Genomic DNA, 25595 nt, shown 5'->3' on the forward strand with positions numbered 1-25595 from the left:
TTTTCATTCGTTATCATACTAAATGGGAGATATGGCAGTATTATGGCATCTTATAGAAAATAGATAGGTAAAACGATATATTTTAGATATGATCAGAAATGATTTAGATTAATAAAACGATTCTTAATATCAAATTTCCCAGTTATTTATAGATACTGGAATAAATATGCTTTCTTCATTCTCATATATAAAAATGAACCGTTCCATTAGCCATAAGACAGGATACGGTTCATAAATGTTATTATGCAATAAATCAAGAGGATTAAATCCTTTTATATAAACAAGAAAAAGCAGATACTTTTAAACTTCCTCTATAGCTTTCCCAATATCGTTTCTCTTGTATTTATTTTCAAACTGAATCCATTCCGTTGCTTCATACGCTTTATTACGTGCCTCACGCAAATCTTTACCGGTTGCAGTTACTCCTAACACTCTACCTCCATTGGTTACGATACCTTCGTGTGTTCTCTTCGTTCCTGCATGAAAAGCATAAAAATCTGATTTTCCTTTAAATGTGGAAAGACCATCAATTAAAAATCCTTTCTCATATTGTTCCGGATACCCCTTGGATGCTAATACAACACAAACCGCAGCATTATCGTAAAACTCCAAAGGAACTTCTTGTAGTCTTCCATCAATACAGGCTTCCATCACATCGATGATATCATTTTTCATTCGTGGTAACACTACCTGAGCCTCTGGATCACCAAATCTGGCATTGTATTCCAGTACTTTAGGTCCCTTCTCGGTTAACATTAGACCACAAAATAGGATGCCAGTAAAATCTCTACCCTCATTTTTCATAGCATCGATGGTAGGTTGATAAACGTACTTCTTACAAAATTCATCTACTTCTTCGGTGTAGAATGGACTAGGAGAAAACGTTCCCATTCCACCTGTGTTTAGCCCTTGATCACCATCTTTAGCACGTTTATGATCTTGTGCACTTGTCATAGGCTTAATCGTTTTTCCGTCACAAAAAGCCAATACGGACACTTCCCTACCAATCATAAACTCCTCGATCACAAGAAGATCTCCTGCTGTTCCAAACTGCTTATCAAGCATGATGCTTTTAACACCAGCTAAAGCTTCTTCATACGTATTGCAAATCAATACACCTTTTCCAAGGGCAAGACCATCCGCTTTTAATACAATCGGATAAGGAGAGGTTTCTAAATAACGGATTGCCTTCTTTGCAGAATCAAAAGTTTCGTAAGCAGCCGTTGGAATATGGTATTTCTTCATTAAGTCTTTCGAAAATGCTTTAGAACCTTCAATCATCGCAGCATTCTTTCTTGGTCCAAATACTCTAAGCCCTTGCTCTTCAAATAAATCCACAATTCCACCAACGAGGGGATCATCCATACCGATAATGGTTAAGTCAATTTCTTTTTCATTTGCAAACGCTACCAATTTGTCAAATTCCATTGCACCGATTGAAACACACTCAGCAACTTCTTCTATTCCGGCATTTCCAGGTGCACAATATATCTTAGTAACACGTTTGCTTTCTGAAACTTTTCTTGCAATGGCATGCTCTCTACCGCCACCACCTACGATAAGTACTTTCATAATCTACCTCTTTTCTACGCTATCAGTTATGAAACTAAGGCTTATGCAACATCTACTATCTCACAATAGCTTTGTTATCCTTTATTTCGACTCTTCCATTTGCAATCGCATCGATAGCCTGAGGCAAAATAATCCACTCTGCTTCCTCCATCACACGCTTTTGGAGAATTTCCGGTGTATCATCAGCCATAACACTAACCGCCTTTTGTAAAAGAATCGGACCAGAATCTGTCCCTTCATCCACAAAATGAACAGTTGCTCCCGTTATTTTATTCCCTCTCTCTAACACCGCCTCATGAACCCGAAGACCATAGAAACCTTCCCCACAAAACGACGGAATTAGGGATGGATGAACATTAATGATTTTGCTCGGATAACTAGCCACTAACTCTTTTGGTAATATTACTAAAAATCCAGCGAGTACTATTAAGTCTGGTCGAAAACCGTTAATAGTATTTAAAAGCGCCTCATGAAACTCTTCTCTTGTCTCAAAGTCTTTTGGAGATACACTGCAAGCAGCAATGCCATAGTTCTTTGCTCTCGTTAAGGCATAAGCATCTTTTTTATTACTAATGACCGATACGATTTCTGCATTACTAATGCGCCCTATTCGGATGCTATCTATGATCGCTTGAAGATTTGTTCCACCACCAGATACCATTACCACAATTCTTAGCATAGGCAGATTCCTTTCTCTCCATCCTGAATCTCACCAACAATATATGCAGTCTCACCAGCTACACTCAGTAAGCTCACTGCTTTGTCTGCATCAGCTTTATCAACAGCAATCATCATACCAATCCCCATATTGTAGGTATTATACATCATCTGTTCTTCAATGCTGCCATCTTTTTGTAGCATATGAAAAATCGGAGGAATGACATAAGAATCTTTTTTCACAATAGCGGTAACACCTTCTCGTAACATTCTTGGAATATTCTCATAGAATCCTCCACCCGTGATATGAGAGCAAGCTTTTACTTCCACATTCCCGGTCTTTAAACTATTAAGAGCTTTCACATAGATTTTCGTTGGTGTTAAAAGAACTTCACCAAGTGTACCGGAAAGACTTTCATAATACGTGTTAAGTGCCTCCTTTTCCATTCGAAACACCTTACGTACTAAAGAATATCCATTGCTGTGGATCCCAGAAGAAGCGATCCCAATTAATACATCTCCATGTTTTAATTTATCACCTGTAATTAATTTCTTTCTATCAACGATGCCAACTGCAAATCCTGCAAGGTCATATTCTTCTACTGGATAAAACCCAGGCATTTCAGCAGTTTCTCCACCAATTAAGGCAGCATTCGATTGTTTACAGCCTTCTGCAACACCGCTAACAATCGTTGCAATCTTCTCAGGCTCATTCTTCCCACAGGCAATATAGTCTAAGAAAAATAACGGTTCACCGCCCGCACAAGCAATATCATTTACACACATAGCTACACAATCAATTCCTATGGTATCATGCTTATCTAATATAAAGGCAAGTTTTAACTTTGTACCAACGCCATCCGTACCAGATACCAAAGTAGGTTCCTCCATGTCTTTAAAGGAGGTTAAAGAAAATGCACCCGAGAAACCACCAATTCCCGTTAATACCTCACTTCTCATCGTTCCCTGAATATGTTTCTTCATCAGTTCTACAGCCTTATAACCTGCTTCAATGTCTACTCCTGCTTTCTTGTAATCCATGGGTACCCTCCTGATCATGTGTTTATGAATTTCCTCTTAGTTGCCTATTTTTATATCTAAAGATTAATAAATCAGCTTTTATACTCTTGTCCATATCTTATTTATGAATATTATTCTACCATAGGTTCTATCCTTTGTCGTTAATTTTCCATTCTTGATTTCTTATCTAACTTATTACTATAACTTATAAACCTATAAGCTAGACTATAAAATAGACTACTCCGACCGCTATTATGTTGCAAGTATTATTAACAAAAAAATAGTCCTGAATCTAGTTGCTAGACAGATTAGGATGGTACCAAAGTAAATACTCTCAGTATGTAAAGAACCTCAGCCCATCACTTTGCACACAAAGTATGAAAACGGGGTGACAAATAGGTAACCCTTGAAAGCTAACACTGCTTTCTTTAGATACCTAAATGCCACCCCACTTAGAGTGAATAAGTTATACAAATAAATTTACATTAGATTCTTCCGCATCTCCAAGGTAAGTTGCAACTCCAGCAAACTCTACCCCATCAAGTAACTCTTCTTTTGTAATTCCCATGACATCCATCGACATCGTACAAGCAACTAATTTTATACCACTCTTCATAGCTTGCATCATCAATTCTTCCACAGAATTCACATTCTTATCTTTCATTACTTTTTGCATCATCTTCGTTCCCACTCCGCCCATATTAAGCTTTGACAGCTTTAATCTCTTGCTGCCTCTAGGCATCATAGCACCGAACATTCTATCCATAAATGGCTTTTTTACCTTTACTTTTTCTGGTTTTCTTAATGCATTTAACCCCCAGAAGGTAAAGAACATCGTAACTGGTCTTCCAAGCGCTCTTGCGCCATTTGCGATAATAAAGGAAGCTAATACTTTATCTAAGTCTCCACTAAATACAATTATCGTCTTACCTTGTGGAAGCGTAGTTGGTATAACACTATTTAAAATGGAACAAGAATCATTTCCCTTTTTGATGTATACCGTATTTTCTTTTTTACCTCGCTCCGTCTTAACTAAAGTATTTCCTGTGCGTTTACACCAAGCTTCGGCATCCCTAGCAAATCCCATGTCGGTTGCAGTTACTTTTATCACATCTCCATCCTTACATTTGGAAAGTGTTTCACTTACCTTTATAATTGGGCCTGGACACTGCATACCACAGCAATCTAAGATAGCAATCTCTTTTACTGGTAACTCTGCTGCGGATTCTTTTATAGACTCTTCAACTGGTACCTCCGTCGCAGATTCTTTAACCTGCATTTTCGCTATATTTGTCTCTGCTGCCATTACTTTTTCATCACCTTTCAATAAGCTATCCTCTGATTTCATATCTACCTCATTTATATCATAACCTTTTGAATATTCTTCATGGTGCACAGACTTATAAAATGAGGTTCCTCCGGATAACACTCTCACTTTATCAAATCCATGTTGCTTTAATATACGGGCTGCATTATAGGAACGTACACCGATAGAACAATAAGGCACAATGGTTTTATTTTTATCTAATTCATTCAGTCTTTGGCGTAATTTTCCAAGAGGAATGTGATATGATTTTGGTAACTGATATACCATTCGTTCTACTTCTTCTGTAACATCCAGTATGATATAGTCCTTAGATTGTTCTACATCTGCTATGATCTGATCAATCTCCTTTGGCTCAATAAAACTTACGAGACCATTTATGATATTCTCAGCGGTAAAGCCTAACATATTAACAGGGTCTTTTGCTGAAGAAAATGGTGGTGCATAAGCAAGTTCAAGTTCCGTTAGATCATGTACCTTACCACCTAGCTTCATCACAGTTGCTAACGTATCGATTCTCTTATCTGCTCCTTCTACACCAACGATTTGACCGCCGTAGATTTGTCCCTTCGCATCAAATATAAGCTTTAATGCCAAAGTAGTAGCCCCTGGATAATAACCTGCATGTGATTTCTGATAAATAAGCGCGGTATGATAATCGATATCTTTCTTCTTACCAAGCTGTGTTAACATTCTCTCATTTACGCCAACACTAGCACTTGTTAGATCAAATACTTTTGCAACCGAAGTTCCCATCGTTCCTTGATACTTTAAGTTATCACCGGCAATATTATCCGCTGCTATTCTTGCCTGCTTATTTGCTGGTCCTGCTAACGGTATCATTGTTTTATTAGATAGAATTGGATTCTCTACTTCAATTACATCACCAACTGCATAAATTGAAGGATCTGATGTCTGTAGGTATTCATTGACAACAATACCACCACGCTCGTTAAGCACGAGATTTGCTTCTTTTGCAAGCTTACTATTTGGCTTGATACCGATTGACAAGATAACCATATCCACAGTACAAGATTTTCCACTGTTAAGTAATATCTTTGTTTTCTCACCGTGTTCCAAAGCTTTCACACCATCGGATAAGATTAACTCCACTCCTTGGCTTCGAATTTGTTCATGAAGAAGCTGTGCCATCTCGTAATCCAGTGTTGGCATTACTTGATTTTGCATCTCTATCATCGTCACTGAAAGACCTGCTGCATGAAGATTCTCTGCCATCTCAATCCCGATGAAACCACCACCAATTACTGCAACACTCTTTGGCTTTTCTTTGTTTAAGTAATCCTTAATCGCATCCGTATCTGGTACATTCCATAATGCAAAAACATTCGGTGCATCAATTCCTGTTATGGATGGACGGATTGGAGAAGAACCTGTAGCAATGATTAGTGTGTCATAGCTCTCTTCGTAGGAATCTTCTTCTCCTACTTTCTTAACGGTTACTGTTTTCTCCTCTGGATTAATTTTAACTACTTCACTCTGAACTCTAACATCGATATCAAATTTAGCTTTCATTCCAGCAGGTGTTTGTAGTAATAAAGCATCTCTGCTTTTAATTACATCACCAATATAATAAGGGAGACCGCAATTAGCATAGGAGATTTCTCCTCCTTTTTCAAAAACTACGATTTCCATCTCCTCATCACGTCTACGAAGTCGTGCTGCTGCGGTAGCTCCGCCAGCAACTCCACCAATAATCACTGTTTTTTTACTCATCATTATCCCTCCAACTAAGATTTATTGAACAATACTACTTCTAGTTGTCATTTGTATTTGATAGAACCTATTCTTATCTTTTATAATTGATACCGTCACATATAAGAACTTTCCCAGAATATGTTTGCTTAATTTTTAACAAAGCAGTAGAAAAGGTATCCCTTATTTTAGATCCTTTAAACACAGTATATTCCTGTAAAAAAACTAAGTCTGTGATTAAATCACATAGTACATTTTTAAAATACAAATTCAGTAATTATTACAAAAGTACGTGATTAAACCACAAAAGTTATTGTAGTAGTACAACTTCCAGATCTTATAATATAAGTGATTGTTTAAAATAATTATCTAAAAATTATTGAATTATCAAATTAGTATTATCAAATAAAGTGATTATCAAATTAGTGATTACATCAATGTCATTGCAAACATGAATAAGCCTCTTCGTAAATTTCATAATATCGTTTGTCAAGTTTCATTGGCCACACTTAATTTAAAAAGAGCTATTACAAAATAGGCTTAAACCTAACGTTGTAATAGCTCCTTTGTTTTACTTAGGATGATTTATTGTTTCGTTCTCATGTTATGAAAGCATAGTCTGGGGACTACATGGGGATTATTTCATGTATTCTTTGTAGCCAACTTTCTCAAGTTTCTCTTTCTTTGCTACGACAGAATCTTTTAGCTCTTCTTTATAAGCCTTTAGCTTCTCAAGAATTTCTGGATCAGAAGTTGCTAGTATCTTTGCAGCTAAAATACCTGCATTCGCTGCTCCGTCGATTGCTACAGTTGCTACTGGAATACCTGCTGGCATCTGAACGATGGAGTATAGGGAATCTACACCGCTTAATGCTTTTGAATGAATTGGTACACCAATTACAGGCATAGTAAAGATAGCTGCTGCCATTCCTGGAAGATGTGCTGCACCACCCGCACCCGCTATAATTACCTTAAATCCATTTTCTTCTGCTTTTGTAGCATAATCGAAGAAAATATCAGGCATTCTGTGCGCACTGATTACAGTTATTTCATAATCAATTCCAAACTTCTCTAGCATTTCTGCTGCCTTACTCATTACTGGAAGATCTGAATCACTTCCCATTACAATTCCTACTTTAGCCATGTTAAATACATCCTTTCCTTTTACTTTCTATCTTTAGGTAACTCTTGATGTAGAGTAACTTTAAAAGGGTGAGTACTTCTCTATTTTATTGAAGCAATTTTATTGAAGCTCTTTTAATGCATCATTTAAACGCTCAGTTCCAGGTAGAACAAAACATCCATCTTCTATAATCATGATCTTTTGATTGTCTTTGGTATGAACTGAGATTTCTTTGATTTCATCATATGGAATCGTAATGTCTGTGTGGCAATTTACATAAGCTTTTGCCATGTCGGTATGACGAAGTGCGGATACTTCATTTTCTCTTGCAACAATCTCTTTTCCATCCGGATTATATACCTTATGGTCCTCACTTCTACTATAGCAAGTATCCCCTACAGCAAAATGTGGTCCTGTTTTTTCTGCAATTAGAATTGGCAACTTACGCTGGATATCAAACTTACGCCCCATAACATAGGCAGTAGTATTGGTTCCTATCGCAAATTCTCCAAGAGGAAGAGTATCTCGATTCATCAAGATATTTTCCTTTACATAGTTAGCATTTTGTTCACTGTCAGTAAAATTAGAACAACCATAGTCGGCTATCATACCATCTTCAAAACTGATCTTTAGGTTCTTGTATTCCAAACCATTTAAGAATACTTTGCTTACATTTAACACACCACAAGTTCCTGTCAGCTTTGGTGAGGTAAATACTTCTCCTACTGGAATATTAACATCTGCTGTACAGTTTTCAAAAATCGTTTCTTTCCCTGGATTCTTTAACTCATATAGCATAACCTTTAGGTCTGTCGTATTTCCATTTGCGCCTAAGATATGACAGTAAACCCCCTGATCAAGTGCGTCAATAATGTGTTGCTGAATTGCTTTATATTCATCATTATCAAGATTATTTACTTTTACAGTCTCAGCAAATATATCATGGAACTTCGCTCCGATGGATGGAAGTGGATAAGCAATGATGGTAAAGGAGATTTCCTCTGATTTGATAAACTCTTGCATCATCTGACTTATCTGTCCCTGTGACTGAGTATTTAATTCCTGTTGTTTATTATCTAAATGAATTGCTTCTGGCTTATTGATTGGTTCAAAATCTGGTTCACCAAAGGTTTCTAAAACAGCAGGACCCGCGTAGGAGGTACACTCCACACGATATTTTTCCATTGCTGCTTTGGTAGCAACCAAATGACGTTCTGCATAGTTTTTATCGAAGAACAATGCCTTATCAAATCGATGGTCATATTCATACTGTGGATTAGGGCTAGTTGCATAGTAACCAACTTTTCTACCACCCTTACGATTAATCACATCAGTGGCTACACGATATACCGTTACCTTCTTACCTAGGTTTTCAAAGTTTTGAAATGCATATCGATTCATTCGTTCAAAACCAATACAGGTACGAATTCCAACAATACTCTTCTTAGATAAGTCCGCTCCCATTACAACAAAACCACGAACATATCCTTCTGTATAAGTATTCGCCATCGCTTTTACTTCCTCTTCCGAAAGTTCATTTAAAAACTCGGCGATTTTTAATTCATTTTCTGTAATGTATTCTCCGTATTGATAGAGATATCTAAGGTCTGATAAATCAGAATCCATGATAATATCATAAGCAAAAGTATAGGTTGGATCATACATTTCACGTACACGCATGTCCATAAATTCTTCTGCATAATCACTAGCGAAGTAATAAATAGCTCGTTTTACATCCTTGTAAGTGTATTCATCCTCTTCTTCAAAGTAGTTATATACTTCAATAAAAAGCTCTACAGACATAGTAAATGGTAATAATTTATACTCAAAAGCACATGGAATTAAAGAACGAACCTCTGTCGCCAAAAAGGTTATGATCTCCCCATATTCCTCACCAAATACAGAAACAGCATAGGCAGGATTTGCATAGCTTTGATTATAATTATCATTCAGTATATCTTCATAGAGCTCTGCGTTCTGTTGCTTTAACTGCTCCAGTGTTAATTTTGCTTGATCTCCACTTTTAACTGCTAATGCAATATCATATAACTTTAATAAGAAGGCAGCATTTTTCTTAAAAAAATCACGATACTTCTCACTCACAGTATCCTCGGTTTGCATTACTTGCAGGCGTTCGATTGATAATGACAATCTCTCTAACACTGCTTCATTTTCTTCCTGTAAACGTTGAATCGTTCTCATATTCACCATTCCTTCTTTCTATGCTTTTTTCTCTTTTTCTATGCTTCTTTACTACTTTTGTATGCTAAAAAACTTTTATAATTTATAATACAATTCCTAAAATATATAAACAGAACAAGCTTATCAACATGATTCCATTGATACCAATACCTAAAATAGGTGCTACCAAATAAATATCTTTCTCTTGAAAACTTTTATAACCTGCTAAAAACCCATATACCGATGCGAGAAAGGTTGTAATACCAATTGCACCAAGCACGATATCGCCTTGTCCTTTATTTATACCAGAGATAATTGAAATGGTAAAGAAGGATATGATTACAGCAATTCCGAGTAAAAATGATAAGATACCATTCTTTGAATGCACTCTTCCTTTAAATTTATATTTTGCTTTTTTTAGTATCATGAATTCCTCCTGTTTCTTCGATACAATTATTCTGTTCCATACTAACGGTGACTACTATTTCTTCTCCTATATACCAAATAAATCGCAAGCATAATCTTGTAGCTTATATATCCAAGCACTCCTCCAATGGTATTTAGCAACAAATCATCAACATCAAAAGTTCCAATCTGATAGAGAAGTTGTATTGTCTCTATCGTTAAGGAAAGTCCAAAACTCCAGAAAAGTATAGAGAAAAACCCTCTCCGTTTTAAACTTATCATCGGTAAACAAAAACCAAACGGCATAAATGCTACCACATTCCCTACCATATTTACTAGAAACCCTTCTAGCCCAACTTCCTTTCGGTAAGTATAGAAACGCTTTATTTCACGAAATAATACTAAGTTGTATCGGTATCCGTTACTTGAATCTGTTCTCCCATATCGTTCGCTAAAAAAAAGAAAGTATGACAAACAAGCTAAATAGACAAGAAAAAGTATCCATACCATTGCTCGTTTCCCTGCGGTCAAATTATACTTCAAAACACATACTCCTATCTGTCATACTAGAATCTATCTCATTATACACTAGCATTTGTTCATATTCAAGAAACTCAAGTAACAAAAATTTCATACTTAATAAAATAACCAATTTCTGTGCTTTTAGCCAATTTAAAATAATCTACAAATTAAGAATTTAGTGCAATATGATATCCTTATCTTATGATAATCAGTTTAAGAAAGCACAAAAAATCTCCAACCAATGAAACATGGTTGGAGATTTAAAAACATTATGACCTGTCTACTTGATAAAGATCACTAATTCCCTGATAGTGTTCCTTTAATATCTTTCAACTTTACATTAACTCTTTTAGTTAGCTTTTTGAATCATAATAGGGGAACCAAGTGAAACTGGATTTCCATTATTATCAACAAAGTAATTACTTATTAATAACAGATAGCTAGCATTTGGGATGGAATCTTTAAATGCCACATAAATGGTATTACCATTTACAAAAGTACTTGATACATTTACTAAGCTAGTTCCATTAAATACTTGGAATGTCCCTGTTCCGCTAATCTGCTTTGACATAACGATTTCAACACAATATGCTGAAGTTTGCTTACAAGAAATAATTGATGCTGTTGTATTTTCAGTAAGTGTTACAACAGTATTGTATTGTTTCATCTCACTATAAGTTCCATTGTAGCCCTTAACATTAAGAACCTTAAATGCATAGGAACCGGTTGTAGATATTACTCCATTCTGGAATGTAAGCTCTACTACTGCTTTGGTATCATTTTGTTCTAAAATCACAGCACTAAATGGTGTAATATAGGATCCTAAAATATAATTAGAAACATTTGTCGCACTTGCAATATCAAGTTTATTATTAAAAGTCACCCTTATCTTACTTGGGTTTGCTACATCTTGAACAATAGACACTGGTGCAGGTAATGCTGTTGAGGAGCCTGCTGATTTAATAATCTGAACACTTTGCTGCAATGAACCATTACCTAAATTATCGATTACAAAATCTTTAGGAATATTAAATGTATATGTTCCTGCTTCTAATGTTTTATTAGTGAATGTTAAGGTAACGACTTTATCAGTCACAGTACCTGTATAAGCATATCCGTTAGATGATATATTTCCATTACTACCATATAATGATCCTTCAATCGCACCTGCAACATTTGTTAAGCTTACAATCTTGTCAAAAGTTAATACAAGCTTATTCACAGTTATTTTGTTTTCTACTACGCTTGTAAGCTCATAAGCCATTAAATTTGGTGGAGTCTTGTCTAAAGTAAAATTCACAGCAATTGACTGATTAGCCATAGAAGAATAACTTGCATTATAGTTATACCATCCGGTAAATGTAACTGACTGCGTGCCAGTAAGCGCCTGATTTGGAATTGTATACTGTACCTTAGTATTATCCTCTGTAACTACTGATCCATATACGGTAGCACCATCAATTTTTGCATAACCACCCATTTGAATTGGCTTACTGAATGTTGCTTCTAAAATTGTCTTATTTATTCTTTCAACTTTAACAATACCTGCTAGCGGTTTTTCAGAAGCATCACATTTCACTACTACTGACATAGGGAACTGAATAGCTGCATTTCCCTTTAAGTCTTTTACTCCAGTAATCTCGACTAGGGTATCAACAACTTTTTTACCAATTGTCCTTAAATCAATTATAAGGTATTTCTTATCCGCACTAAGTGAATAATTTCTTACATCACCAAGATAAGTCTGAACTACAGTATCATTATCTCCTTGTACCTTTAAAATCTTCAACTCAGATACATCGACTGCTTCATTGAAGTATATCTTTGCCTGATATCCATCGTCGCTAATTTTTGTCTCTGTATACATTGGTCCAATCGTATCTTCAAAATCATTCTGGAAAGATGTTGCCTGAACAGGAGTTCCATCTAATGCATTTACTTTATTAAACACAGTAACTACATAAGTACCTGAAAACTCACCGCTTGACATAATATGGATTCCACTCATATCATCTGATAACTTAGCACTTAAGTTACCAACAGGAGTTGCTCCATTGCCAGGAGTTATTGTTATTGCCCCAGAAATTAGATTTCCATTTTTATCAATAATACTTGACTTACTTAACTGACAATTAAAATTAACTAAAATTTCTTGTGAACTAATTAAGGTTACTCCAATTGCTTTTGGTTCTGCTACTGGTGTAGGTTTTGGAGTTGCTGTTGGAGTAGGAGTCGTACTAGACTTAGGTCTAATTAATATATAGGTTCTCGCAACAACCGTGTTGGTAGATTTCATTGCTTCCGTCTTATTTAAACCAATTCTTGCTTCTAACACAGTAATTCCAGGTTTCTTGCCAGTAACAATACCTGCAGAATCTACTGTAGCATAGGTAGTATCTGAGATACTATAAAAAGTAGAGTCTGTGGAAGTTGCTGGTGTTAACTTTGTATCGAAGTCATATTTACCTCCAACTTCAATAATATGAGCATTAATTTCGTCATAAACTACGTTAAGCTCAACACCAGTAGCTGGGATACGCTTCTTTACAGTTACCTTACTATCTAACTGTTTCTGAGTACCATCTTTGAAATAAACAGTTGCAGTTATTGTTGCAGTTCCTGCTGTGACTGGAGTTACAAGTCCCTTACCATTAACTGTGGCAATTTTAATATTCGAAGATTTCCATGTGGTTTTGGACATATTCGTAGCATTATTTATAGACAGTGTATATGTATTGCCCACTACCACTGTCTTACTGGTTGCATTCAACGCAATGGTAGCAGCATATGTATTCACTGGCTGACTTACTGCTATTGTACTGAACATCACTGCAAGCATCACCGCAATAGCTATGAATCTCGCGTTTCTTTTTTTCATTTTTTCTCCTCCTAGTGTCAAATTTAGGACTATTACCCTTTATATTCTAATTCTAGAGATTAGTTTTGTCAAAACTATGTTAAAACATTTATTTAATGGTAAATTAAGAAAATTGTAACAATATTTTGTCACTGGTTTTCTACAAGATAGCAAGTATTTATTATCATGAAAAAACCGGGCTTATTTGCCCGGTTTTCTTAACTATAAATGTAAGATTCTAATAAACATCTCACTCTTCTATCTATGCCAAAAACGAGATAAATTACTTTACTGTCTTAACTCGATTCCAAGAGCTGAAAGTCCCTTTAGAATCTTGTTCATTACTTCTGTTACATCCTTATCCTCTAACGTACGATCAAGTGCTCTGAAGCTGATAGAGTAAGCCATTGACTTATGGCCTTCTTTAATCTGTGCACCTTCATAGATATCGAATAAGTTATAGTGCTCTAATAACTTACCACCGTTTTTGCGGATTACTTCTTCTACTTGACCAGCTAAGATTTCTTTCTTCATAACCATACTAATATCTCTGGAAACTGCTGGATATTTTGCAATTCCAGTATATTTTATATCATAGCTTGCTCTTGCAACGATTTCAGGCATATCAAGTACTGCAACATATGCTTTTTCACCGATATCATAGTTATCAAGTACTTCCGGATAAACTTCACCTAGGTAACCGATTAAGGTTCCTTCATAGTAAATATTTGCTTGGCGGCCTGGATGAAGGAAGGTCTTTCCTGAATTAGGATCATAAGTTAAGATACCTTTCATTCCAACCTTCTCAATAAATTCTTCCACAACACCCTTTAAGTCAAAGAAATCACCTGCACCATAGAAACCTAGAGTAAACTGCATTCTCTCATCTGGTAACTCTGTCACTGGAAGTGCCTTAGGTAGATAAATATTAGCAAGTTCATATAAACGAACATTTTTATTACGACGATTAAAGTTTGTAGAAAGTGAACCTAACATACCGTTTAATGGTGAGGTTCTCATCACACTATAGTCTTCTCCAAGAGGATTTGATATGGTTACTGTCTCTCGAAGTTTATCTCCCGCTGGTAATAATAACTTATCAAATACCTTAGGACTTTCAAATGAATACGTCTGAGCTTCGGAGAAACCAAATTGCTCTGCCATCGCTCTTGCTTCATCTTCAATACGAAGTTTAAAGGAAATCTTACCGGTAGTTGCCTCTCCTGTAGGAAGTGTTGTTGGGATATTATCATATCCAAAGAAACGAGCCACTTCTTCATCAAGATCGGCTTGGCATTCTACGTCTTGTCTCCAGCTTGGAACGATAACTTCATCTGTTGCAGGATCAAATCCTAAGTCTACCATTTTGAAATAAGAAAGCATTGTTTCTTTATCAAGAGAAGTACCAAGAACTTTATTGGTACGCTGCCAGTTGAATTTTACTCTCTTTTCTCCACGTACTCTAGGATAAACATCCACTGCTCCACCAACAACTTCGCCTACGCCTAGTTCTTCGATTAACTGACATGCACGGTTGATTGCTGCCATTGCTGTGTTTGGATCTAATCCTTTTTCAAACTTTGAAGATGCGTCGGTACGTAAACCTAACTTCTTACTGGATAAACGAATGTTAGTACCATCAAAGCAAGCTGCCTCGAATAATAATATCTTAACGTCATCTGTAATCATTGAGTTTTCGCCGCCCATAATACCAGCAATAGCAACTGGCTTTTCTGCATCACAGATCATAAGCATACTGGAATCGAGTTTTCTTACCTGACCATCTAAGGTTACAAATTCTTCTCCATCTTTAGCACGTTCTACAATAATCTTGTTACCTGCAATTAAGTCAAGGTCGAATGCATGCATTGGCTGTGCGAACTCTTCCATAACATAGTTTGTGATATCAACGATGTTATTGATAGGACGGATACCGGAAGCAGATAATCTTCTCTGCATCCATAATGGAGATGGACCAATCTTAACATTCTTAACTACCCTTGCAACATATCTGCTGCAAAGATCGGTATCTTTAATTTTAACTTCTACATACTCTGCAACCTTTTCATCATTTCCTGTTTCTTTCACAACTGGAGGAACGAATTCTTTACGGAATGTTGCTGCAGCTTCTCTTGCAATTCCAATAACACCAAAGCAGTCTACACGATTTGAAGTAATCTCATATTCAAATGTAATATCGTTTAATCCCAACGCTTCAATAGCACTAGAACCAATCTTAATATTATCGTATTCCTTCATATCACTAAAAATATAGATTCCTTCTTCTGGTGCCTCTGGGTACATTTCTTTGGAAGAACCTAATTCTTCAATGGAGCACATCATACCATTTGACTCAATGCCTCTTAATTTACCCTTTTTAATTTTAATTCCACCAGGTGTCTTACTTCCGTCATGTCCGCCAGCAACACGTCCGCCGTCTAATACAACTGGAATTACGTCACCTTCTTTAACGTTCTTTGCTCCAGTTACGATTTGTACGCTCTCGCCCTCTTCTGTAGTCTGAACCTGGCATACAATTAATTTATCCGCATCTGGGTGTCTCTCTATTTTAAGAATCTTACCAACGATGATTTTCTCTAAATCAGCGTCTAGTCTTTCAAATCCTTCTACCTTAGTTCCAGTCAGGGTCATTGCGTCCGTATAATCCTGTGCTGTCACATCCAATTCTGGAACATAAGCCTTAATCCATGAAAGTGGTGTATTCATTCTTATTCTCCTTTCCCGCGCATAATGTGTTATGCGCTACCGTCTTCTAGAACTGCTTTAAGAATCTCATATCGTTCTCATACAGAAGTCTCATATCATCTATTTCATATTTGAGTAATGCGATACGCTCAAGACCTACTCCGAAAGCAAATCCTGTATACTCTTCTGGATCAATTCCGCTCATTTCAAGAACTCGTGGGTGAACCATACCACATCCTAAGATTTCAATCCAGCCAGAACCCTTACAGAAACGACATCCCTTTCCCCCACATTTGAAACAAGATACATCCACTTCAGCGCTAGGCTCTGTAAATGGGAAATGATGAGGTCTGAATTTAACCTTTGTCTCTTCTCCAAACAACTGCTTTGCAAATTCAGCTAAGGTTCCTTTTAAATCTGCAAATGTGATATTCTTATCGATTACTAATCCTTCAATCTGGTGGAAACTTGGAGAATGTGTCGCATCCACTTCATCAGAACGGAATACTCTACCTGGTGCAATCATACGGATTGGAAGTTTTCCCTGCTCCATTACATGTACCTGAACTGGAGAAGTCTGTGTACGAAGTAAGATATTGCTTGTAACATAGAAAGTATCTTGCTCATCTTTTGCTGGATGGTTCGCTGGAATATTAAGTGCTTCAAAGTTATAATAATCATACTCAATTTCTGGACCTTCTACTACTTCATAGCCCATACCAACGAAGATACGCTCTGCTTCCTCTAATGCAATCGTATTTGGATGACGATGACCAAGCATAGGCTTCTTTGCAGGAAGTGTAACGTCGATTGTCTCTGCCTTCATCTTTGCTTCACGAAGCACTTTTCCAAATGCTTCCTTCTTACTCTCTAGTGCTTCCTCCAAACTTTCTCTTGCTTCATTCACTAACTGACCAACTTTTGGACGATCTTCTGGTGCCACATCCTTCATTGATTTTAAAACAGAGGTCAATTCTCCCTTCTTACCTAAGAAATTCACTCTGATTTCATTCAATGCATCCAAGGTATCACTTGCATTAATTTGGCTGAGTGCTCTTTCCTTGATTTCCATCAATGTTTGATTCATAGTAATGCTCCTTTCTTTACACTTACTTCAATTCTTTACTTAGACAAAATTATTAATCATTTTTCAATTACTTCTAGGTTGGAATTTACCATGCGAATATATACTTCGCCTTCCGATCCCGCAGGATGAGTGCACATACCTCGGAGAGTTTTTATTTATAGGAAATTGCATAGCAATTTTCTATAAAATAAAAAAACTCCGTCCCCAAAACAGGGACGGAGTATAAAAGCTACCCGCGGTACCACCCTAATTCCTATAATAAAAACAAAAATTATCATAGGCACTTAAGTCATGCGTAACGTGCATATACGTCATATCCTACTAATGTTAACCCTGTGACTTTAATTTTGTGGAGGTTGATTAACAAATTCAAATATGCGGCTCCGGTGAGAAAATCAACTAAACTTTGAACTTAAGGAAGCTTTCAGCCGATGACTTCCTCTCTCTGATAGAAAAGTTTAATCTGGTTGCCTGTGGCAACACCTTCATAGCCTTTTTCTTATAGGGGTAATTCTATCAGTATATTTTTCTATTGTCAAGTGCTCAATTTTGTTTTACTATGGATATAATATAATATAATATCAAAAGCTGTTTAAAGCTAAGATCGGAGTTTGTGCAATGCTGTTTATTTCAATCGCAAGAGTCATTCGGGTATTTAGTCATAAACTAAGAGATGATTATATCAGTGCCTTTTCTGCGCAGGCAGCATTCTTTATCTTCATCTCCTTTTTCCCGTTTGCTATGTTTTTATTATCCATTATGCAATTCCTACCTTTTACAGAGAATGAGGTAATGAATGCTTGTAGAAGTGTTTTTCCTGCTGCAATTCAAGGCTTTGTAATCTCTATTATTACTGAGCTTTATGGAAAAGCTACCTCAACTGCAATATTATCTGTTACTTTGGTAGCAACACTTTGGTCCTCTTCCAAAGGTTTTTTAAGTATTATCCGCGGAATGAATGGGGTTTATGCCAATACTGAAACAAGAAATTATATTGTTATCCGTATTAAATCAGCGATTTATACACTTCTTTTTGCCTTTATGATTATTTTATTTCTTGTAATCTTTGTTTTTGGAAATCAGCTATATCTTTGGATTGTTAAGCGTTTTCCAGTATTAAAAGAATTCGCTTTAGTTATTATTAGTGTACGTACCATCGTAGGTCTTTGTTTACTGATTGTTTTCTTTTTATTTATGTTTATGGTGATACCTAACCGAAAAACAAAATTAATTAAGGAGCTTCCTGGTGCTATATTAGCGTCCTGCGGGTGGATGATTTTTTCTTATTTGTATTCTTTCTATATTGATAATATGAGTAATTACTCTTATACTTATGGCAGTCTTACTGCAATTGTTTTAGCCATGATATGGCTGTATACCTGTATGTACATGATGTTTATTGGTGCGGAAGTTAACTCAGTACTTTCAAATCCAACGGTACTTGCTGCACTTAAAAAACTGTTTAGCAAAAATTCGGTAGAGGAGTAAACATAATTCCCTAAATTTATGGTGTTAATATGGCTCTAACACAACATATTCTTGAATTTTAATATATTTTGAGCAGACCATTCTCTGCTCAATTTTTTTAATTTGACAAAATAACCTAAAAGGCATTCATTTATGTTCCATATAGCAGCATTATTTAAACCGTAGTTCCTGCTAGAAGTTCCTATTGAAACTCCAATTTATGCAAAACAAGGAAAAGTTCGCAAAGCGTACTTTTCCTTGTTTTAAAGTTACAATACAGTGTCTTTTCTACTCATAGATTACTTCCAGATTAGCATCCGTATAATAATGCTTTAGAATTTCCTCGTAGCTCTTACCTTGGTTAACCATTGTTTTCACGCCATTTTGTGACATTCCTGTTCCATGACCAAATCCACCACCGGTAAATGTAAATGCTGTCTTAGAATCCTTGCTGCCCTTATCAATAACAATGAATGCGCTTGGTAATAAAGACATTCCATTTACGGTACTACCATCTAATCTTACCACCTCTGTTGCAACAGGTGCTAATAATTTACGTATGTTCGTTTGATATCTTACTAGTATAGTATTCTCCGTACCCTTTATTAGCAACTCTTTTATTATTCCACTGGTTCCCCTTGTAATAACTTTCATATCTGTCACAGTTCCAATACTAGATACCGGAATACTTTTAAAGACTTTTCCTTCCACGATGGTTGCTCCTGGAATTTCAGTAGCATCATTTAAATCTTGTGAGGTTACATAGGTTAAGATTGATGTTTTATTACTGTTATAACAATTCAATATATTGCTGTTAATCTGTTTGCTTAATGTCCCCGTATCCATCGTTACGTTCCAGCGATACATTAAGAATCCGCTGTCATAGGTTGTCATAGGTTCCTCTTTTGTTGCTCCTTCCGCCATTACTGCAACCGTATCGTTTGCAAGGAAGTTTCGAAATACCTCTTCCTTCGAAAAATCTACCGTTATATTTTTTTCGGTTTGAAGATTCCCTGTCAAATATTTCGTTGGTTTTGCATCTTGCCAGACATCCTCAATACTTGCGGTGTGCCCACAAGAGGTTGAAAAATAGTAAGCTGTTATCACCTTCCCACCTTGCGTTAACACTTTCCCATAAGTATCTTTTACTGCAATAATAGAAGCATCACTTTCTGCCACATTATTGTATACTTGGCAGCTTACACTATCATCGACATGTGCACCGTAGGCACTATATTTATTAGCATAAAGCTGATTAAAGGCATAACTTCTTGCACAAACTGCTTGAACCTTTAAGGCCTCATTACCGTAACTTACCGGCATCTCACTCGGTACTACAGCATATAAGTATTCTTCAATACTAAGTTCGTTTATTACGATGAGTCCTTTTTCATTCGCCACGATCTCTATGGTTCCTCGATATCTTGGTACCCCTAGATTGCGCTTTACATTTAGGAGTGCCACTTTCCCATGTTCTTCTAATGGGGTAATCTTAATTCGGCCTTTGACTATAAGATTACTATCTTTCGATACGGTTATCTCCTCATCTTTTTCATAGCGTACACTCTCTTCTCCATTGTCAACGGTAAATGGACAATCAACCGTAAAGGAGACCGACTCATGATAAATACCTTGATAATTGCTTGTATTAATTAAAACTCGAATATTTTCTGCCTTGATTTGATCTCGAATTAATGCTGCACATATTTTTCCTTCTGAAACAACAAAGTCGGTAACACTATATCCTACTAAGATGTTATTGGTCTTTTCCATCTCCATCTCACCAAAAAGCTTGTATATTCGATAGTTTTCATCGAGTGGCAACACTCCATAACCTTCTACTTCAATCTCATTTTTCCCAATCACTAGAACTTTTCCTCTTATGACATCTGGTTTTATTGTTACCCCTGTAATCAATCCACCCGATAATGTGATATCTCCAACTTTCTCCGTAAAACTATCAGAAAGGGTAAGACTCGTTTCAAATGTTCTTGTCATTCCTGATAGAAAGATCTTTATTCCCTTATCTTTTCCCTCGATCATATAAACATTCTTTAAAACAACTGGCTTGTCTATCTGAGATTTCACATAAACTAGTTCATCAGAACAAGTTATTACAGAAAGAAATTTCCCTATGTATTTTTCAAAGTCTTCCTTACCTCGAAATGGTACTGCCTTTGTAGACGGTTCCTGCTCCGATTGGAATAAATCCTCATAGTTACGAAAATAAGCAGTATGATACTGATTCCCATCCTGCGCTAGTATAACATCTCCTGCTTCAGATAAGCTCCCAATAAAATAAAGTTCCCTAGAAGAAAGCTTCGTCTCTCCTTTTAACATCGAAATCATCGATTCGTAGGTAGTAAGAAACTCCGAAAGTAACAGTTCATCATTTTCTCTTACTGTAGAAAACCTCGCTGGAAATGTTTTCTTTAACTTATTGTAGTCCATTTGATAAAGGTCAGTTATTATAAACAGCATGTCTCGAAATTCACCACAAGTAATGTTCTCTGACAGCCTTGCTTTCTTATCCTCATTCGTTGCATTACTGACAAATCCTGCATTAATTGCAGCGTTTAAATACTCGCTATACTCATCTTTCGCTGAAACATCAGTATACTCACTTAGGAAAGATAATCCTTTCCTTCCTTCCGAGTCATAGAAAAGATAACTAAAGAGACGAATCGCTTCTGCACGGGTAATGCGCTCCCCATATATTGTTTTAGACTGCTCTCCGCTATCCTTATCCCCTACTCCTCCCAGAATATTACGAAATAAAAGTATGATAAATATAACAACACAAATCCCTGCTAATATCAGCTTTTTTATCCATTCCTTTTTCTGCATTCTATCCCCCATTCTGGCACAAGCTTTATGCATATTTGAAGTCTTCGCCAATACAAGAAAAAAGTACACTTTGCGAACTTTTTCTTGCCATGAACTAGTAAAATCACGCTTCGCGAACTTCCCCTTGCCATGAATAATATGGCACAAAAATGATGTTTGAGTATTTTTCCTTATAGCTTGTATTACCTTATAAGCTAATATATTAAGAACAGAATTAGAATATACATCAAAGTTTCTAGTACTACTTTCCCTATGTAAACCCATTTAATAAACAAGAAAAAGTACACTTTGCGAACTTTTCCTTGTCATATACATAAAAAGAAAGGAGCTGTTGTCATGGTATCTATTTAAAGCGAATAAATACTTACAACAGCTCCCTTTTCTTATTAACATGTGAATTAGCTTACCAATTCATCTTGTCTATCAAAATTAATCGATTGATACGCACATTGCCTTTTTCACTTTAGCAACTGTTTCCTCTCCGATTTTATTTGCCTTTTCACTACCGGCCATTATAATCTCTTTTACTTCTGATCTATGTGCTTCATAATAAGCACGTCTATCACGAAATGGATCAAGCAGCTCATTAAGCTTTTCAGCCAAACGCTTCTTACAAGCAACACAACCGATCGTAGCTGTACGACATCTATTGCAGACATCCTCATGTTCAGTAGGATTAAATACCTTATGATATGCTTGGACTACACAGATTTCTGGATTTCCTGGATCTTTTAACGTAATACGATTTGGATCAGTAACAGCATTTCTTACTTTCTCACTTACAGTTTTCGCATCATCGGAAAGGTAAATTGCATTTCCAAGACTCTTACCCATCTTTGCATTTCCATCTAATCCAACCAATCTTGAGCAAGAGCTAAGTTTCGCTTTTGGCTCATGTAATGTCTCGCCGTATAAATCATTAAAACGACGAACAATCTTTCTTGTCATCTCCATATGAGGGAGCTGATCTTCTCCTACAGGAACTAAATCTGCATTACAGAACGTGATATCTGCTGACTGACTTACAGGATATCCAAGGAATCCATACGTTAAATCTTCGTATCCATAATTAGCAGCTTCTGTTTTAATTGTTGGGTTGTGGCGAAGTACATTGACCGATACAAACATAGAATAAAATATAGTTAATTCTGCAATCGCTTTGATCTGGGATTGTTGAAATATTGTAACCTTATTTGGATCAAGGCCAACTGATAAGTTATCCATCGCAACATCGTAAATACTAGCATTAATTAGCTCCGGTCTTTCAAAATGTGTTGTTAAAGCTTGTATATCCGCTAATAAAATAAAAGTATCGTATTCATCTTGCAACTCAACACGTTGGGAAAGACTTCCCACATAATGTCCAAGATGAAGTTTACCTGTCGTACGGTCACCAGTTAAAATTCTCTTCTTTGCTTCACTCATGATTTTCCATCCTCTCAAAAATACAATTTACATTTTTAGGTGATTAAATAAAAAGATAAAAAAAGCTCCTGCCCCTGCTATTTCAGGGACAAAAGCCTAAACTTCTGCGGTACCACCCAGATTGGTGCAAAAGCACCCTCTCTATCTGCAACGTTTTTCATTGCAGTCCCATTAATAACGGCCGGGGTTCCGTCAACATCTACTTCCTTACGGTTTCAAGTTGCCCTCACAAGTCCATTCCATAAGTTCTCGTTACTGTATTCCCACCTACAACAGCTCTCTGAAAACTCCTTACTTATGTACTCCTCTTGATCATCGGTTTATCTTTTATTTGTAGTATATCTTTTGTATTTTCATTTGTCAAGCTAGCGTAATTACTATAAACAAAATTTGCGTAATTACTATAAACAAAATTTGCTCGTATTTACTAAAACCAAATTATGAGTATTTATATAAAAAGAGTGTTTGTCATAAACAATAAGATTTCCTATGCAATCACATCACTCATGGAATAAAGCCCTGGACCTTTACCCGCTAAATACTTTGCGGCTGTAATAGCCCCCTTGGCAAAGATTGCTTTGGAATAAGCAGTATGCTTAAATTCGATCACTTCATCCGTACCTGCAAAGATTACTTCATGCTCACCAACGATATTACCGCCACGAACTGCACTGATACCAATCTCTTTTATATCACGCTTCTCACGTACCTTGGAACGGTCATACATGTAATGATATTCATTATTCAAAGCCTCATTGATCGCATCTGCAAGTGCAAGAGCTGTTCCGCTAGGTGCATCCACTTTTTGATTATGATGCTTTTCAATAATTTCAATATCAAAGTCTGCTTTCGCAAGTACATTCGCTGCAACACTAACTAGTTTTAGTAGCGTATTTACACCCAATGACATATTGGCAGAGCGAAGGATTGCAACTTCTTTCGAGGCTTCTTCGATTTTCTTAAGATCCTCCTCTGTGTAACCTGTTGTACATAGTACTAAAGGAAGATTTCGTTTTTTAGAAACTCGAAGTAGCACCTCTAAGCTCTTAGGAGATGAAAAATCAATGACTGCATCTGCTGCAACCGTACACTCTTCTAGATTTTTAAATACCGGATATGGATTTCTTCCATCATCAAAAACATCCACACCAGCAACAATCTTTGCATTCTCATCCTGCGCAACTAAATTACTGATTACCTGTCCCATCCTTCCGTTACAGCCAACCATTATTATCTCTGTCATGACTTCACCTTTCCTTTGCCTTTTTATCTGTATTAGCAGGGAATTGATTTAACAATTCCCTGCATATTATTCTTTCATAGAAAGATTCTTCTATACCAAAAATCTTTATAATTTTTCTTCTATTGTATTTTAAATTATATTAAACCAACTTTTTTCATTTCATCAGCAAGAATCTTTGCATGAGCATCTTCCATCTCGGTTAATGGACTTCTTAAAGGACCCACTTCAAAGCCCATAAGATTAAGCGCTTTCTTCACCGGTATCGGATTTACCTCGCTAAATAATGCATTGATTACTGGTAAATACTCTAACTGAAGATCTAAGCTGCCTTTCGTATCCCCTTCAAGAAATTTTGCCACAATATCATGTGTTTGTCTAGGTGCAATATTAGATAATACAGAAACAACTCCAAGTCCTCCTAAGGACATTACTGGTACAATAGAATCATCACATCCAGAATAAATATCTAACTTTCCTTCACATGTATGCGCAAGTTCTGCAACCTGAGCGATATTACTCGAAGCTTCCTTCATAGCAACAATATTATCTACCGTATTAACTAAAGTAGCAGCCGTCCCTGGTAGGATATTGCAACCCGTTCTTGAAGGAACATTATATAACATAACAGGTAGATCAATAGACTTAGCAATCGCAGTAAAATGCTCGATTAATCCTTTTTGAGTTGCCTTATTATAATAAGGAGTTACTAAAAGTACTGCATCTGCACCTGCAACCTGTGCTTCCTTTGATAAGTATATCGCTGTTTCTGTACAATTTGATCCAGTTCCAGCAATCACTGGTACTCTTTTCTTTGTGTATTCAATTGCAAAACGAATACACTCGATATGTTCTTCATGTGTCAAGGTAGATGATTCTCCTGTTGTACCACATATTATTATACTATCAGTTCCATTGTTAATTTGAAAATCAATAAGTTCACCTAGCTTTTCGTAATTAACCTCTCTGTTTTCCTTAAATGGTGTAACAATAGCCACACCAGCACCAGTAAAAATCGCCATAATAGCACCTCCATGGAATAAATTGGCATAAAAAAAGCCGACGCGGAGTCGACACTAAAGAATTCTACTGCATTACCAAGTGATACCCTAACGCTTTCTAAATAGGATATGATTGATTCATTCTTTAGGTAGCTCTCCATCAATAACTTGATGACAGTCCCATGATTCTTCATCATACGACCAGCCTTACATACTCAGGATATCTAAAGCTTCGGCATCTCATCCTTTCAACAAATCCTCATCTATGCCTGACATATCCGATTGTTTACTGATAATTGATGCACCTCTACCAATTGTTGTTCAATTGTAAGGTAATATTATCATCACAATCTCTTAATGTCAACCCAATCTAACACATATTTCTAAATTCTGCGCTATGCTCCATTCATTCCATCTTTATAATTATTATATTCGTACATAAAAAAAG

16 protein-coding genes, 1 riboswitch and 2 other annotated features are annotated in these 25595 nt (G+C 36.3%); of the genes, 1 reads left to right on the forward strand and 15 read right to left on the reverse strand.

What is annotated here, in order from left to right; genetic code table 11:
• Positions 1 to 300 precede the first annotated feature (300 nt).
• The 11 genes from purD to pheS all read right to left on the reverse strand — a co-directional run bounded on the left by purD (position 301) and on the right by pheS (position 17167).
• Entirely contained in the window at positions 301 to 1572 is a 1272-nt protein-coding gene (purD, locus tag CPHY_RS17990) for a phosphoribosylamine--glycine ligase (protein ID WP_012201466.1), read from the reverse strand.
• A 55-nt stretch (positions 1573 to 1627) separates the two neighbouring features.
• Positions 1628 to 2251, reverse strand: a complete 624-nt coding sequence (gene purN / locus CPHY_RS17995) for a phosphoribosylglycinamide formyltransferase (protein ID WP_012201467.1) — start codon at positions 2249 to 2251, stop codon at positions 1628 to 1630.
• On the reverse strand, positions 2245 to 3270 hold the full coding sequence (gene purM / locus CPHY_RS18000) for a phosphoribosylformylglycinamidine cyclo-ligase (protein ID WP_012201468.1): 1026 nt from the start codon (positions 3268 to 3270) through the stop codon (positions 2245 to 2247). Before purM ends, purN begins: the two co-directional genes overlap by 7 nt.
• Positions 3271 to 3715: 445 nt before the next feature.
• On the reverse strand, positions 3716 to 6310 hold the full coding sequence (locus tag CPHY_RS18005; RefSeq protein WP_012201469.1) for a CoA-disulfide reductase: 2595 nt from the start codon (positions 6308 to 6310) through the stop codon (positions 3716 to 3718).
• Between the two features lie 613 nt (positions 6311 to 6923).
• Entirely contained in the window at positions 6924 to 7430 is a 507-nt protein-coding gene (gene purE / locus CPHY_RS18010; protein ID WP_012201470.1) for a 5-(carboxyamino)imidazole ribonucleotide mutase, read from the reverse strand.
• A gap of 99 nt (positions 7431 to 7529) precedes the next feature.
• On the reverse strand, positions 7530 to 9611 hold the full coding sequence (locus CPHY_RS18015) for an aminopeptidase (RefSeq protein ID WP_012201471.1): 2082 nt from the start codon (positions 9609 to 9611) through the stop codon (positions 7530 to 7532).
• 82 nt (positions 9612 to 9693) lie between these two features.
• Positions 9694 to 10017: a DUF6142 family protein gene (locus CPHY_RS18020; protein ID WP_012201472.1), complete on the reverse strand. Its 324-nt coding sequence runs from the start codon at positions 10015 to 10017 to the stop codon at positions 9694 to 9696.
• A 41-nt stretch (positions 10018 to 10058) separates the two neighbouring features.
• Entirely contained in the window at positions 10059 to 10538 is a 480-nt protein-coding gene (locus CPHY_RS18025) for a VanZ family protein (RefSeq protein ID WP_242657957.1), read from the reverse strand.
• A 328-nt stretch (positions 10539 to 10866) separates the two neighbouring features.
• On the reverse strand, positions 10867 to 13395 hold the full coding sequence (locus CPHY_RS21025) for an Ig-like domain-containing protein (protein ID WP_012201474.1): 2529 nt from the start codon (positions 13393 to 13395) through the stop codon (positions 10867 to 10869).
• 267 nt (positions 13396 to 13662) lie between these two features.
• Positions 13663 to 16101 (reverse strand): phenylalanine--tRNA ligase subunit beta, encoded by a 2439-nt coding sequence (pheT, locus tag CPHY_RS18035; protein WP_012201475.1) that lies wholly within the window; start codon positions 16099 to 16101, stop codon positions 13663 to 13665.
• A gap of 46 nt (positions 16102 to 16147) precedes the next feature.
• On the reverse strand, positions 16148 to 17167 hold the full coding sequence (gene pheS, locus CPHY_RS18040; protein WP_012201476.1) for a phenylalanine--tRNA ligase subunit alpha: 1020 nt from the start codon (positions 17165 to 17167) through the stop codon (positions 16148 to 16150).
• 208 nt (positions 17168 to 17375) lie between these two features.
• Positions 17376 to 17665: a binding site (T-box leader), on the reverse strand.
• Positions 17666 to 17785: 120 nt separating this feature from the next.
• Here pheS and CPHY_RS18045 point away from each other — a divergent pair.
• Positions 17786 to 18655: a YihY/virulence factor BrkB family protein gene (locus CPHY_RS18045; RefSeq protein ID WP_012201477.1), complete on the forward strand. Its 870-nt coding sequence runs from the start codon at positions 17786 to 17788 to the stop codon at positions 18653 to 18655.
• Positions 18656 to 18922: 267 nt separating this feature from the next.
• Here CPHY_RS18045 and CPHY_RS18050 read toward each other — a convergent pair whose 3' ends face one another.
• The 4 genes from CPHY_RS18050 to dapA form a co-directional block, all read right to left on the reverse strand.
• Positions 18923 to 21481: a SpoIID/LytB domain-containing protein gene (locus CPHY_RS18050; protein ID WP_012201478.1), complete on the reverse strand. Its 2559-nt coding sequence runs from the start codon at positions 21479 to 21481 to the stop codon at positions 18923 to 18925.
• Positions 21482 to 21910: 429 nt separating this feature from the next.
• Positions 21911 to 22906, reverse strand: coding sequence for a tryptophan--tRNA ligase (gene trpS, locus CPHY_RS18055; protein ID WP_012201479.1), 996 nt, complete (start codon positions 22904 to 22906; stop codon positions 21911 to 21913).
• An 81-nt stretch (positions 22907 to 22987) separates the two neighbouring features.
• Positions 22988 to 23231 (reverse strand) — a binding site (T-box leader).
• A 162-nt stretch (positions 23232 to 23393) separates the two neighbouring features.
• Positions 23394 to 24149: a 4-hydroxy-tetrahydrodipicolinate reductase gene (gene dapB, locus CPHY_RS18060; RefSeq protein ID WP_012201480.1), complete on the reverse strand. Its 756-nt coding sequence runs from the start codon at positions 24147 to 24149 to the stop codon at positions 23394 to 23396.
• 134 nt (positions 24150 to 24283) lie between these two features.
• Positions 24284 to 25168 (reverse strand): 4-hydroxy-tetrahydrodipicolinate synthase, encoded by an 885-nt coding sequence (gene dapA / locus CPHY_RS18065; RefSeq protein ID WP_012201481.1) that lies wholly within the window; start codon positions 25166 to 25168, stop codon positions 24284 to 24286.
• Positions 25169 to 25289: 121 nt separating this feature from the next.
• Positions 25290 to 25465, reverse strand: a riboswitch (Lysine riboswitch).
• Positions 25466 to 25595: the final 130 nt, after the last annotated feature.

This window comes from Lachnoclostridium phytofermentans ISDg (assembly GCF_000018685.1).
Taxonomy (GTDB): domain Bacteria; phylum Bacillota; class Clostridia; order Lachnospirales; family Lachnospiraceae; genus Lachnoclostridium; species Lachnoclostridium phytofermentans.